Raw genomic sequence first — 13,914 nt, 5'->3', positions numbered from 1 at the left:
CTTAATGGATTTATTCTACAATATCTGCATGAACAGTTTCAATTATTTTCGACCTCTGTTATCAAAAGTACAGGGTGTCCCATCTAAGAATCAACGATTATTGATCTGGGCCGGCTTTCAGGTTCGACAGGCCGGACTCACCTATAAACAACAGATAGAATGTATGGAAAAGGCAAGTCATCAGCTTCAGGATGACCAACAGGCACAAGATGGATTTAAAAGCGATTTTAAAGCGTATTTAAATTCGATCAAGCCTGATAAAATCACTTGTTTTCTAAGAGAAGTTTCTGACTTTCCCTTGTTTTTGTTTATATATACAACGTTGATCAATGTTGTGTATAATCAAGTTCTCATTCCTGTTTCACAACAGGAGCCCATTATGCAAACGGTTTTGATAGGATGGTCTCTATGCCTGCAGACCATAGTTGTTTACTTGATTTATAAAGGACTTTTGACGTATATGGCTACTGATCCCAAACGTTCAACACTGGGTTTTTGGCTTATTTTGATGGTTTGTTTTGGGTTGTATTTAGGATCAATTTATATTTCGAATCACGTAGAAGGAACATGGTTTTCCTGCCCGTTGTGGCTTTGGGTATTGTTGACGATGGCATGGGCTGTTTTTTCAGTCATTTGGATGCGTAAGAAAGAGGAATCAATATGATGGATGTTGCACTATATAGTTTTTTAGCGATTTTATTATCGATCTGTATCAGCTTTTTACCTAAAAAAGCACTCAAGCCGATCACTTCTGTTTTTTCGTTTGGGAAAAACGGCTTGCGCAAGATGCGCCGTCGCCGTGATACGACCGACACCGTTGCCAACGTATGCTTAGGAATCGCTCTGCTTTTTTCTTTGTTTCACTGGCTGATTCCGGCAAGTTTTATCATCTATGGCATTTTACTGTTGGTATCGTTTTTGTGTGTTCTGGCATGGACAAACAAGATTTCGGCAAAAATGGACAGAGTACATCGCATGCTGGTGTTATTTGATGTGTCCATGATGTTTTTCTTTGGTTTGTTTAGTGCCTTAGGCTGTTTTAATGGTTTTGTGACTTTTGACAGTGCGTCTGTCTTGCGGCAGGATATCGCCGGTGGTAAGGTGTTTGAAGTGTTGTACTTTTTACACAGTTTTGCCCCTATGATGGTTTTGTTGCAGGGGATATTATATATGCTGCCGATGTATTGTATGTGGGCGCAGTTTAAATACATGCGACTGGAAAACACATACAAATCCAGAAATATCGGCTTGTTTACGATAAAAATCTTGTTTATCTGCCTGGTGATGGTCGCCTTGAGCTATGGTGGCATCGAAGTATTGAACTGGGCTTATTATATTGATCATGTGGAGGTATAAAAATGATTCAAGAACGTTTACAGAATTTGCGTGCGAAGATGCAGGAAAACGGAGTACAGGCTTATATCATTCCAACCAGTGACTTTCATGAAACAGAATATGTCAGTGATTATTTTGCCTGTCGTAAGTACATGTCCGGTTTTACCGGTAGTGCCGGTACACTGGTGGTTTTAGCCGATCAAGCCGGTTTGTGGACGGATGGCCGTTATTTTATTCAGGCCCAGGCCCAGCTGCAGGATACAGGCATTACCTTGATGAAGATGGGACAGCCGGAAACACCAAGCATCGAAGATTACATTTGTCAAAATCTTTCCAAAGACTCTAAAGTGGGCTTTGATGGTCGTGTGATCAATTATATGGATTATAAACGATATCATGCGATTTTTAACAGTCACCAGATCGATATTGTCGCCAATTTGGATCTGGTCAATGAAATCTGGCAGGATCGCCCGGCTTTACCGGCGACAAAAACTTTCCATTATGCCTTACGCTATGCCGGTGTCTCGATGGAAGATAAACTTGCCCAGGTTCGTCAGGCCATGACCAAAGAAGGATGTGCTTCCTTTATTATCACAAAAATTGATGAGATCGCCTGGCTCTTTAATATTCGAGCTCATGACATTCCGCATTTTCCGGTAGCCTTAGCGTATGCCACCATTGAAAAAGAAAAGGCAACATTATATATTGACGCTTCTCGCTTAGATGATGAAAGTAAAGCTTTGTTTGAACAAAATCAAATCAGCGTAAAACTGTATAATTCGATTTATGAGGATGTTTGTTCTCTCCAAGGGCCGGTTTTAGTCGATCCACATTTTGTCAACAGTCGTTTGGCCTTGTTGGTGCAGGAAAAGCTGGTTGAGGCAATCGATCCGATCGTATTGATGAAGGCGCAAAAAAATGCCACAGAGATCGAAAATACAAAATGGGCGCATATCAAAGATGGTGTAGCCTGTACAAAATTTATGTACTGGTTAAAAAAGAACGTGAAATCACAAAAAATCACGGAATGCAGTGCACAGGATCAGCTGCAGCAGTATCGCAAAGAACAGGAAAATTATCTGGAAGACAGCTTCAATACCATTTGTGCCTATAAAGAACATGCGGCTATGATGCATTACAGTTCCACACCGGAAACGGATGTTACCTTAAAGCCGGAAGGTATGCTTTTGGTTGACAGCGGTGGTCAATACCTGGAAGGAACAACTGATATTACGCGTACGTTTGTCTTAGGAAAGATCAGCGAGGAAGAAAAGCACTGGTTTACGCTGGCTATGCGTTCCCATATTCGTCTGGCCAAAGCGCATTTCTTATATGGATGCCGTGGTTTAAATTTAGATATTCTAGCGCGTGGACCTCTATGGGATGAAGACATGGACTATCAGTGTGGAACCGGTCATGGTGTCGGGCATCTTTCCAATGTCCATGAAGCACCAAACGGCTTTCGCTGGCGAATCGTACCGGAAAGAAACGATTCCTGTGTATTAGAAGAAGGTATGATACAAAGCGACGAGCCAGGTGTTTATAAAGAAGGAGAATTTGGTATCCGTCATGAAAATGAGCTTCTTGTCGTGAAGGGAACTAAGAATTTCTATGGACAGTTCATGCATTTTGAACCATTGACGTTTGTTCCGTTTGATTTAGATGGCATCGATCAATCCAAGATGACACAAGATGAGATCGAATGGTTAAATGCCTATCATGCACAAGTGTATGACACGCTGCAGCCTTATTTAAACGATGAAGAAAAAGACTGGCTCAAAAATGCCACTCGTGCTCTATGAAGGAAAGAATGATTGAAATGACATGTCCGCATTGTGGGCATGTTTTTCACATCAAGCGAGATACGCTGGCCATTGCCAAAATCAGTGAGAACATCGAAAAAAGACTGCAGGATGGAACGTATTTCTATCATCAGTGTAATCATTGTCACCACTTGTTTTATATGATCTATCCCTTTTTATTTCGCGATCCGCAAAGAAAATTCATCTTGATTTTAAGTGATAAAAAAGAAATCGACAATCTTCCTGACGATGAACTGGTTGTGCGCTGTAAAGATCCGGAGCAGTTTGTGTTTTGTTACAGAGTGCTGCATCAGCAGTTAAATTTAAAGAAAATGGTGCATTTTAAACGTCAATGGGAAAAGAAGTGGACAGATAAAGCACAGTTTGATCGCTATGATCCTCTTCATCATTGTCTTTGGATCAAGGTAAAAGAGGAATATAAAGCAATGATCCTTACAAAAGAGGAAGAAAAAGAATTGCGTTCATAGTATAATAAAACAAAAAAGGAGAGTAAGAATATGCAGATACTTGTTACCGGGGGAGCCGGCTATATTGGAAGTCATACGTGCGTGGAGCTGTTAAACGCCGGATATGATGTCATCGTAGTGGATAATCTTTATAATTCGAATCAGAAAGCCATTGATCGAATTGAACAGATCACACAAAAGAAAGTAAAATTTTATAAGGAAGATATTTTATCCAAAGAAGCACTCAAAAAGATTTTTTCCGAGAATCAGATCGATGCGGTCATTCATTTTGCCGGTTTGAAAGCGGTGGGTGAATCAGTACAAAAACCGGTCGAATATTATACCGTAAATATCGCAGGAACTTTGAATTTGATCGATGTGATGCGTACTTATGGATGTAAGAACATCATCTTTTCATCGAGTGCGACCGTATATGGAGAACCGGCGCAGATTCCGATTACCGAAGCATGTCCAAAGGGAACTTGCACCAATCCATATGGATGGACAAAATGGATGTTGGAGCAGATCTTGACCGATGTGCATACTTCCGATCCGGAGTGGAACGTGATTTTATTGCGTTATTTCAATCCAATCGGTGCCCATGAAAGTGGATTGATCGGAGAAGATCCAAAAGGCATTCCAAATAACCTTTTACCATATGTTGCCCAGGTGGCTATCGGAAAATTGAAATGTGTCGGTGTGTTTGGGCATGACTATGATACACCGGATGGTACGGGAGTACGTGACTATATTCACGTTGTCGATTTAGCCAAAGGGCATGTCAAGGCGTTGGATAAGATCAAAGAAAAAGCCGGATGTAAGGTCTATAATCTGGGGACCGGAAAAGGGTACAGCGTATTGGATGTGATCCATGCGTTCTCTAAAGCCTGTGGGCATGATATCCCTTATGAAATCAAACCACGCCGTGCTGGTGATATCGCCACTTGTTATTCCAAATGTGACCTGGCCAAAGAAGAACTGGGTTGGCAGGCTGAATATGATCTGGATGCGATGTGTGCTTCCAGCTGGAAATGGCAAACGATGAATCCAAACGGATATAACGAGGAATAGGCATGAATATCGGATTTATCGGTTTTGGAAATATGGCACAGGCCATTGTCAATGGAATGGTCAACAAGGCAAACATTGATCCATCTTTAATTCATGTTTGCTCCGCTCATTTTGATTCCTGCCAAAAGAATGCCGAAAAATATGGGGTTTGTGCCCATGCTTCAAGTTTGGAAGTTGTTGAAAATGCTGAATTGATCGTACTGGCCGTTAAGCCGTATCAGATCAAAGAAGTCGTTGAACCGATTCGTAAGGCATTGGTTTCTAAAATTGTTGTATCGATCGCAGCCGGTTGCTTTTATGATTTTTATGAAGAAATTTTAGAGCCCCAGACACAACACATCTCGGCCATTCCCAATACACCCATCGCGATTGGAAAAGGAATTCTTGTCACAGAACAAAAACATTCTTTACAGCCGAAATCTCTGGAAAGCTTTGTTCATCTTTTTTCAACAATTGCGCAGATTGAATGGGTGGAAGCTGAGCAGTTATCCATTGCGACTACGATTGCCGGTTGTGCGCCGGCTTATACAGCCATGTATTTGGAGGCTTTGGCCGATGCCGGAGTCAAACATGGTTTAAAGCGTCAACAGGCCTTTGATTTAGCTGCTCTGATGATGGCCGGTACCAGTTTATTGTATCTGGAAAAGAAAGAGCATCCGGGTATCATGAAAGATGCGGTTTGTTCACCATCGGGAACGACCATCAAAGGTGTTGCCAGTCTGGAAAAAAATGCGTTTCGAGGTATTATCATCGAAGCTATTGATGAAGTGGAAAAGTAAACGAAAACACACGCCATAATCGACGTGTGTTTCTTTTTATTTCAAGAGTTCTTCAAGAATCTGTACAGCGTTGGTGGCAGCCCCTTTACGAATCTGGTCACCACAACAGAATAGAATCATTGAATGTTTGGATGGATCGGATAGATCTTCACGGATTCGTCCGACATAGACTAAATCTTGATCGGATGTATCTAATGGCATCGGATAGATCTTGTTTTGTGGATCATCAACAAGCTTAACGCCTGGTGCATGGGCAAGCAGCTCACGTGCTTTTTGTACATCGACTTCTTTTTCACATTCAATCGTGATACTTTCAGAATGAGAACGCATGATAGGAACACGAACACAAGTACAGTTTACAAGAATATCCGGGTCATGAAGAATTTTGCGGCTCTCATTTTGAAGTTTCCACTCTTCCTTGGAAATGCCATTTTCATCAAAATCACCAATCTGAGGAATCAAATTGTAGGCAATCGGATACGGGAATGCCTGAGAAGGAATACTTGGATCTTTGACCTGATTTTCTAAATCCTGAATTCCTTTGACACCGGCACCGGACACTGCCTGATAGGTAGATACGATCATACGTTTGATCTTAAACTCCTGATGCAGCACATGGAGGGCCACTAAGGCAATGATCGTAGCACAGTTTGGATTGGCAATGATGCCCTGATTCTTTTGAATATCTTCCGAGTTGATTTCCGGGATGACCAATGGTACATTAGGATCCAAACGATAGGCGCTGGAGTTATCGACAACGATCGTACCGGCCTTTTGTGCCCATGGCATCCAAGTCTTAGTGATGTCATTTTCTGTAGCCCCTAACGCATAATCTACCTTTTCAAAACTGTTTTCTGTTAACTCTTCAACGATAACTTCCTGATCCATAAAGGAAAAAGCTTTACTTTTGGATCTGGCCGATGCCAACAGCTTTAGATTACAGTCAATTTTTCTTTCTTCCAGACATTGTAACATCTGCTGGCCGACAGCACCGGTAGCCCCTACAATGGCAATGGTTTTCTTAGACATTTTGATCCTCCTTTGTGACAAACGCGTCATAGATCGATCGAATGGTTGCCTTAAAGTCTTTGCATAATACAGCAACCGTAATATTGATTTCATCACTACTTTGCGCAATCATGCGAATATTGATTTTTTGATCTCCCAGCGATTTAAATAATTTACCGGCAACACCCGGTGAATCGGACATACTCTTACCAACGGTGGAGATCAAAGCCAGATTTTCTTCGGTATGAATTTCATCAGGCTTCAGTTCCGTTTTGATTCGTGCCAGGATTTCATATAAACTATCCTGTACATCGCTTTTATTGACGACAACGCTAAACGAATCGATACCGCTTGGAATATGTTCTACACTGACATTGTACATCTCCAAAATGCTGAGGACTTTACGAATATAGCCGACTTCACTGGACATGTGTTTTTTATAAATATAGATAGAGACAAAGCCTTCTTTTCCGGCAATTCCGGTGATCGCATACGGATTTTTGACATTGGTTCTTTCCTGAATGATCGTTCCCGGATCTTCCGGATGGTTGGTATTTAAAATATGAATCGGAATGTTTGCTTCCTTGACAGGGAAAATGGCTTCTTCGTGTAAGACACTGGCTCCCATATAAGAAAGTTCACGCAATTCCGAATACGTAATATGTGTAATTTGTTTTGGATGATCGACAATTTTTGGATCAGCCATCAAAAATCCACTGACATCGGTCCAGTTTTCATACATATCCGCATTCAGACACTTTGCCAGGATCGATCCGGTGATATCGCCACCACCTCGTGAAAAGACCTGAATCTGATTGTTGGCGCTGGAGCCATAGAAACCAGGAAATACAAAATGCTCATATTGTGCACATTTTGCCTGCAGCTTGGCTGCTGTTGCCTGCATATCGATCGTCTTATCCAGATTAAAGCGGATGATATCTTTGGCATCGACAAAATCATATCCCAGATATTCCGCCATTAGCTTGGCACAAAAATACTCACCACGTGATACGATCTGTGCTTGTGTATAAGTATTTAGATTGGTATAAAATGTATCCAATTCTTTTTCAATCGGCTGCTTTAACCCTAGTTCCGTCTTGATATCGACAAAACGCTGACGAATCAAACGATAGACATTGCTGGCATCGACATGATATTGCCGGTGCGCATCTAAAAGATACAATAAATCCGTAATTTTATTGTCAGAAGAGTTTCTTTTACCCGGTGCACTGACAACAACATATTTTCGGGATGGGTCTGCCTGTACAATGGCTTTGACCTTTTTAAACTGTGTCGCATTGGCCACACTGCTTCCACCAAATTTTGTGATTTTTAACATGTTACTCTATCCTCTTTACACCCATAAGGCGATCATCGCATCCGCATCAAATGCCTGAATGGTATCGATAATCGTTGCATCCTTATGTTCAAACCAGTAATACGATTCATTTTCACTGATACTTTGTTCTTTATCGGCTATCAAGCCTTTTTTGGCACGTACGATCCAGTTTGCCTTCAAGATCGATTCATTAACTTTCTTTTCATGGTTTAGACAAATCTTACGTTCTCTGTTTTCCAATGTATCGATGGCATTAGCCAACATAGCCTGTGCGGTGGCAAGCTGTCCGGCGCCCTGACCAAAATAGCCTAAGTAATCAAAGCTGTCCGCATAGATCAATTGGGCATTGTAGTTATCTGGTACATTGGCAAGATAATGTCCTTTATCCAAAAAGGCCGGGGCAATGATACTGGCAAATTCACCATCTTTTTGTTTGGATAATGAAATATGACGAATGACTTTTTCGTTTGCTTTAGCCATTTTGATATCTTCGGTATTCAGCTTCGTGATGCCGATTGGTTTACGAATCGCATCGTTTTTTGTGTTATACGCCAACATATTGGTGATGTTTGTCTTATAGAAGACATCAATCCCTTCAATGTCATTGGTTGGATCGGCTTCGGCATATCCCATGGATTGTGCCTGCTTTAAAGCCACTTTTAGCTCCATACCATTCTTTTGCATCTGATCTAATATATAATTGGAAGTACCGTTAAAGATTCCCTGATAACCGCGAATCTCTTCTAACTTCTGCAGCTTTAAAATCGCATCTAAAAAAGGAATACCGCCGGCGACACTGGCTTCGATTTGAATAGAACCACCGGTTCTCTCGGCAATTTCCACATAACGCTCCAAATTTGGAGAGACGGTTGCCTTATTGGAGGTGATGACATGTTTACCATGTTCCAAAGCTAATGTGATCAACGTGTTTGCGGGTTCTGTACCACTCAAGCACTCAAAAACGATATCGACATCATCGGCTGTAACCATACCTTTTCCATCATTGGAGAAATAAGGAAGGTTTTCAAATTCCGGTAAAACAAAGACTTGTTTTAAATGGATGCCTTCTACGTTCTTACAAAGTATTTCCACACCTTTTCCTACGGTGCCATATCCTAATAAAACTGCGTTCATGACTTCCTCCTTGTTTAATTAAAGAAAACACTTGTTTTTGGAATGTGAACATTGTATCATATGGTATATGGTTTTTCAAGGAGGAATCTATGGAAAAAATTTATGTGTCAACCCGTGATCAAAACAGAAAAATGACCTCTAAACAAGCCATTTTGGAAGGAATTTCCAAAGATGGCGGTTTATATGTATGGCCGGACATTGATTCGGTACAGATAGACTTGCATACGATTTGTGAACAATCTTATAAGGAAAATGCATATACGATCCTGCAGCCTTTACTGCCGGATTTCAGTGAAGAAGAACTAAAAGAATGTATTGAAAATGCGTATGGACATTCTTTTTCTTCACCGGATATTACACCGGTAAAAAAAGTTGGGGATGTATATGTATTAGAGCTTTTTCATGGTCCGACCAGCGCTTTTAAAGATGTGGCCTTAACCCTTTTACCACAATTGATGTCAGCGGCTTTAAAAGCCGGTGATCAAAAGGCAATGATCTTGACGGCCACCAGTGGAGATACCGGAAAGGCAGCTTTGGAAGGCTTTAAGGATGTGGATCGCATCGGTATTTGCGTGTTCTATCCGCATCAAAAAGTCAGCCAGATTCAATACCGCCAGATGGCGACTCAACAAGGAAAGAATGTGAAAGTCTATGCGATCGAAGGAAACTTTGATGATGCCCAAAGCAAGGTAAAATCTTTGTTCCTGGATGAAGACTTGCGAAAGAAGGCCGAAGCCCAAAACGTGATCCTAACCAGTGCCAACTCTATAAATATAGGAAGACTGGTACCACAGATCGTTTATTATTTTGAAAGCTATAAATATTTAGTCAACCATGGTGAAATACAGCTGGGAGATCCTGTATCCTTTAGTGTACCGACAGGAAACTTTGGGGATGTCTTAGCAGGCTATTATGCCTATATGATGGGATTACCGGTCAAGAAATTTTATGTCGCCAGCAATGCCAATCATGTGTTAACGGACTTTTTGACAACCGGTGTCTATGATCGCAACCGCGCGTTTGTACAAACGATTTCTCCAAGTATGGATATATTGATTTCTTCGAATTTAGAAAGACTTTTGTATTATATGTCCGGAAAGGATACCAAACTGGTATCGCAATGTATGAGTGATTTGAGCAAAACAGGACGCTATCAAATTCCGGATACACTTCTACAAAAGATTCAGTCTTTGTTTGGTTGTGCCTATTTGGATGATAAACAGACCAAAGAAACGATAGCGTCTGTCTATCAGGAATCCAAGGTTGTTTTAGATCCGCATTCGGCCATTGCGTATCAGGTTGCCAAAGATGCAAAAGAAAGACCGATCGTTGCCCTTGCGACAGCTTCTCCTTATAAGTTTTCACAGGATGTACTGGACGCCTTACATCAAAACAGTACGGATGAACTGGAAGCGATGAAACAGCTTCAAACCGTTTGTTCAGATCCGATTCCGAAAGGATTAAAAGCACTGGAAAGCCTGGAAATTCGACACAAAGAAGTGATTTCCGTCGAACAGATGAAAGATGTTGTGGAAAAGAATATGGGGGCTCTTCTATGATACAAGTACATGTTCCTGCAACCAGTGCGAACTGTTGTATCGGCTTTGACAGTTTAGGTATGGCTTTAGACTGGTGGGCAACCTTTCAATTTGAGCCAAGTAATGAACTGATTATCACAGGCTGTCCTAAAGAATACGCCAATGAAGAAAATTTAGTGGTACAGTCTTTTTTGAAGACATGTCAGCATCTAAAAAAGGAAATGCCGACATTTCATCTTCATATCGGTTCCGATATTCCTTTTTCCAGAGGACTAGGATCTTCATCCACCTGTGTGGTGGCCGGTATTTTAGCATGCGATGCCTGGTTTCAGGCGCATTTGAATAAAATGGAAATTTTAGAGATTGCCACGGATATTGAAGGACATCCGGATAACGTGGCACCCTGTATTTTTGGGAAAGCTGTCTGCAGCTTTATGGAAGAAGGCAAACCGCGCATGATGATCGTACCTTGTGCCGATTATAAATGTTTGGCCATGATACCGGATTATCCGATCGTAACCAATGAAGCACGAAAAGTCCTTCCTTCTACTTTGGAGTATAAGGATGCTGTTTCACAGGTGGGACATGCGCTATGTTTTCTACAAGCCTTGCAGGTGGGAAATGAGATGATCCTTGCGAAATCATGTGTTGATCATCTGCATGAACCCTATCGCAAAAAGCTGATTCCGGATTATGATTCGATTCATGAGCAATGCCGGGAAATGGATCTTGCGATGTGGATTTCCGGCAGCGGCAGTACGATGCTTGCGATATCATTAGATCCGACGAAATTGAATCAATTACAGAAAAATGTAGAAACAAAACTTTCCATACAATGCAGACAGATGCCAATCGCATCTAAAGGAGCTTGGGTAGATTATGAGTAAATTTTATGTGGTTTCCAGTGACATTCTTCCGGAAGTGCTGGAAAAGGTGTTAGAAGCAAGAACGCTTTTACAATCTGGAAAAGTAAAAAGAATCAGTGAAGCCGTTAAGCAGGTGGGCATATCACGGGGAACGTACTATAAATATAAGGATACGGTATTTTCATTTTCACAGGAACAAAATAACCGCAAAGCCGTAATCACGATGACGTTGCGAAGTGAAAAGGGAACGTTATCCAAAGTTTCCTCTTTGATTTCCGCTAAACAAGTGAATATTCTGGCTATCAATCAAACCATTCCGATCAATGGCATTCATAATGTCAGCTTTACCTTGGATATCAGTGATCTGGAAGGAGATATTCAGGCTTTCCTGGATCTGATTGAAGCGATGGCTTTTGTCGATAAGGTGGATCTTGTTGCGATTGAATAGGATCTTAGCCTTTGTATGGGGATGGCTTTTGATTCTTGTCTTTGTGATCGGCAGTGTGCATACGATGGCTTTAAATGATAATTTTTATATCCAGCGCTATGAGAAAATGGACTTAGCCGATTCTTTACATGTTTCCCAGAACGATCTAAACAAAAGTATTGAATTATTGTTGGACTATATTCGTGACGATACCGATTCTTTAGAGGATACGATTACCATCAATGGATACACAAAAAATACCTTTAATGAAAGAGAAAAAAGTCATATGGTCGATGTAAAGGCTTTATATCAAAATGCCATAGGGGTCGGAAAAGTCAGCTTTGTTTGTTTGTTGGTGATCTTGTTTTATCTGGCTATAACGCAAAAGAAGAAAACCGTTGCCTATCTGACCAAAGGTCTTCTACAAGCTTGCGTTTGTTTGATTCTGGCCTTTGTGTTTTTTGGTATCTGGATCGGCATTGATTTTACTGGCTTTTGGACATGGTTTCATACGATCTTTTTTTCGAATGATCTGTGGTTATTGAATCCAGCTACGGATTTTATGATCAATATGCTGCCGGAAACGATTTTTTATCAGCTGGTGTTAAGCTGTGTTCTCATGGTTTGTGTTTTGATCATACCTTGTATTGTCTTTTCAATTTATTATCAGCGAAAGAAAGCGCCTATAGGTTTTGAATATGAAGATCATATTAGCTAGTCAATCTCCTCGAAGAAAAGAGATCTTAGAAGAAATTGGATATCAATTTGAAGTGATTCCTTCCCACACACAGGAATACTTTGATCCGGCTTTGCCTTTAGAAAAAGCCATTCAGCAGGTGGCTTATCAGAAAGCTGCGGATATTCATGCGAAATATCCGGATGATCTGGTTATTGGTGCCGATACGGTCGTCAGCTTTCAAAATAAGATTTATGGAAAGCCAAAGGATGAACAGGAAGCATTCTCTTTTTTAAGAGATTTCAGCGGAAAATATCAGGAAGTGATGACAGGAATCTGTTTTCTATATAAGGAAAGACAACTTTGTCATACCGATATCACCAAAGTTTGGTTTCGTGATTTGAGCGATGAAGAAATATGGGATTACATTCATACCCATAATGCCTTGGATAAAGCCGGTGCTTATGGCATACAGGATAGTGACTTTATATCGCACATTGACGGCTCTTTGAGTAATGTCGTTGGTTTAGGGAAAGAAAGCATTGTAGAAATGATGAAAAAAATAAGCGACTGGAAGTAAGTAAGTCGCTTATTTTATGATCTGATATTTTTTTAAAGCATTATATAAACCATTTTCATCCACAGAATCCGTAACATAATCTGCGATTTGTTTTACTTCCTCTTTACCATTTCCCATACAAATACCGATGCCTACGCTTTTTAATAAAGGAATATCGTTGGTCGCATCACCAAAGCCTATCGTTTCTTTATGCTTTAAATCATAGTACTCCATCACTTTTTGAACACCGATATCTTTCCCTCCGATAGCCGGTAATACATCGATCACATAATCAGTCCATTGATCGATTTTGATATCATGGCATCTTGTAAACAATTCTTTTTCCTGCTTTTCACTTAAATAAGGAGAAAGCTGGTAAATCGGTTGGATTCTGGCACGTTCGATATTTTCCAATGGAGGTAAAGAGGTTCCTAATTTCTTATATTCTTCAATTACCGAATCGGTATAAAAATTCATGTATTGCCGATCTTTTTCCACAAATACACAAGGGTAGGGATCTTCCTGGATATGATCTAATATCGCATCCACATCGTTTTTACTGACAGGATTACTGTAGATGGTTTCGTTTTCATTAAAACAATATTGCCCGTTTAATGTGATATAGGCATCAAACTTAAAATTTTGGCAAAAATCAAATTCTTCAATTTCTGTAATGTGTCTTCCAGTAGCGACAATGGTTAAAATTCCTTGTTTTTTTAACTGGTTTAATGCATACATGGCGGAGTCAGGTACTTGTTTGGTGGTGTGAGAAAGTATTGTTCCGTCAAAATCAAAAAAAATAGCTCTTATCATAATCGTGTCCTCATTTCTTAGTTATTGTAACATAGGTAAATGAGTCACTTTCAAGAGCTGCCATAAAAAAATTCTTCTTACAAGATTTAATTAAGAAGGA

15 protein-coding genes are annotated in these 13,914 nt (G+C 40.5%); 11 read left to right on the top strand and 4 right to left on the bottom strand.

From position 1 onward, the window contains the following. The first annotated feature begins 28 nt into the window (after window positions 1–28). The 6 genes from ACTQX6_RS11540 to proC are packed head-to-tail and all read left to right on the top strand — an operon-like array spanning window position 29 to window position 5,454. Complete coding sequence (locus ACTQX6_RS11540; RefSeq protein ID WP_022790292.1) at window positions 29–664, top strand: hypothetical protein; 636 nt, start codon at window positions 29–31, stop codon at window positions 662–664. Beyond that, window positions 661–1,356, top strand: coding sequence for a hypothetical protein (locus ACTQX6_RS11535; RefSeq protein ID WP_117446425.1), 696 nt, complete (start codon window positions 661–663; stop codon window positions 1,354–1,356). The genes ACTQX6_RS11540 and ACTQX6_RS11535 overlap by 4 nt, the downstream gene beginning before the upstream one ends. Before the next feature lie 2 nt (window positions 1,357–1,358). After that, window positions 1,359–3,137 (top strand): aminopeptidase P family protein, encoded by a 1,779-nt coding sequence (locus ACTQX6_RS11530; RefSeq protein WP_294687859.1) that lies wholly within the window; start codon window positions 1,359–1,361, stop codon window positions 3,135–3,137. Beyond that, the gene (locus ACTQX6_RS11525) at window positions 3,134–3,625 is read left to right on the top strand and encodes a CpXC domain-containing protein (protein WP_294687861.1); all 492 of its coding nucleotides are present in this window, start codon (window positions 3,134–3,136) and stop codon (window positions 3,623–3,625) included. Before ACTQX6_RS11530 ends, ACTQX6_RS11525 begins: the two co-directional genes overlap by 4 nt. Before the next feature lie 30 nt (window positions 3,626–3,655). Then, on the top strand, window positions 3,656–4,675 hold the full coding sequence (galE, locus tag ACTQX6_RS11520; protein WP_294687863.1) for a UDP-glucose 4-epimerase GalE: 1,020 nt from the start codon (window positions 3,656–3,658) through the stop codon (window positions 4,673–4,675). Window positions 4,676–4,677: 2 nt separating this feature from the next. Further along, window positions 4,678–5,454, top strand: coding sequence for a pyrroline-5-carboxylate reductase (gene proC / locus ACTQX6_RS11515; protein WP_294687866.1), 777 nt, complete (start codon window positions 4,678–4,680; stop codon window positions 5,452–5,454). A 36-nt stretch (window positions 5,455–5,490) separates the two neighbouring features. On the opposite strand, the gene ACTQX6_RS11510 is transcribed toward proC, so the two are convergent. From ACTQX6_RS11510 to ACTQX6_RS11500, 3 genes are read right to left on the bottom strand one after another with little or no spacing between them, the layout of a single operon-like run. Then, on the bottom strand, window positions 5,491–6,483 hold the full coding sequence (locus ACTQX6_RS11510) for an aspartate-semialdehyde dehydrogenase (protein ID WP_294687869.1): 993 nt from the start codon (window positions 6,481–6,483) through the stop codon (window positions 5,491–5,493). Then, window positions 6,476–7,801: an aspartate kinase gene (locus ACTQX6_RS11505; RefSeq protein ID WP_205140094.1), complete on the bottom strand. Its 1,326-nt coding sequence runs from the start codon at window positions 7,799–7,801 to the stop codon at window positions 6,476–6,478. Before ACTQX6_RS11505 ends, ACTQX6_RS11510 begins: the two co-directional genes overlap by 8 nt. Before the next feature lie 15 nt (window positions 7,802–7,816). Continuing rightward, a complete protein-coding gene (locus tag ACTQX6_RS11500; protein WP_294687872.1) occupies window positions 7,817–8,935 on the bottom strand; it encodes a homoserine dehydrogenase in 1,119 nt (372 codons plus the stop codon). An 89-nt stretch (window positions 8,936–9,024) separates the two neighbouring features. Here ACTQX6_RS11500 and thrC point away from each other — a divergent pair, with 89 nt between their 5' ends. Genes thrC through ACTQX6_RS11475 form a run of 5 tightly spaced genes read left to right on the top strand, consistent with a single transcriptional unit; the run spans window position 9,025 to window position 13,022 of the window. Beyond that, the gene (gene thrC / locus ACTQX6_RS11495) at window positions 9,025–10,494 is read left to right on the top strand and encodes a threonine synthase (RefSeq protein ID WP_294687875.1); all 1,470 of its coding nucleotides are present in this window, start codon (window positions 9,025–9,027) and stop codon (window positions 10,492–10,494) included. Further along, on the top strand, window positions 10,491–11,360 hold the full coding sequence (thrB, locus tag ACTQX6_RS11490) for a homoserine kinase (RefSeq protein ID WP_168964843.1): 870 nt from the start codon (window positions 10,491–10,493) through the stop codon (window positions 11,358–11,360). The genes thrC and thrB overlap by 4 nt, the downstream gene beginning before the upstream one ends. Further along, entirely contained in the window at window positions 11,353–11,787 is a 435-nt protein-coding gene (locus tag ACTQX6_RS11485) for an ACT domain-containing protein (RefSeq protein WP_022790281.1), read from the top strand. Before thrB ends, ACTQX6_RS11485 begins: the two co-directional genes overlap by 8 nt. Next, window positions 11,774–12,484 carry a TIGR01906 family membrane protein gene (locus ACTQX6_RS11480; RefSeq protein WP_320863112.1) on the top strand — a complete coding sequence of 237 codons (711 nt, stop codon included), beginning with the start codon at window positions 11,774–11,776 and terminating at the stop codon, window positions 12,482–12,484. The genes ACTQX6_RS11485 and ACTQX6_RS11480 overlap by 14 nt, the downstream gene beginning before the upstream one ends. Next, a complete protein-coding gene (locus ACTQX6_RS11475; RefSeq protein WP_294689267.1) occupies window positions 12,465–13,022 on the top strand; it encodes a Maf family protein in 558 nt (185 codons plus the stop codon). The genes ACTQX6_RS11480 and ACTQX6_RS11475 overlap by 20 nt, the downstream gene beginning before the upstream one ends. 9 nt (window positions 13,023–13,031) lie before the next feature. On the opposite strand, the gene ACTQX6_RS11470 is transcribed toward ACTQX6_RS11475, so the two are convergent. After that, a complete protein-coding gene (locus tag ACTQX6_RS11470) occupies window positions 13,032–13,814 on the bottom strand; it encodes a Cof-type HAD-IIB family hydrolase (RefSeq protein WP_294689265.1) in 783 nt (260 codons plus the stop codon). Window positions 13,815–13,914: the final 100 nt, after the last annotated feature.

Origin of the sequence: Faecalicoccus sp. LCP19S3_E2, assembly GCF_052121255.1 — a bacterium.
In the GTDB taxonomy this organism is placed as follows: Bacteria; Bacillota_I; Bacilli_A; order Erysipelotrichales; family Erysipelotrichaceae; genus Faecalicoccus.
The sequence above is the reverse complement of the archived record's forward strand: the minus strand, read 5'-3'. Positions and strand labels throughout refer to the sequence as shown.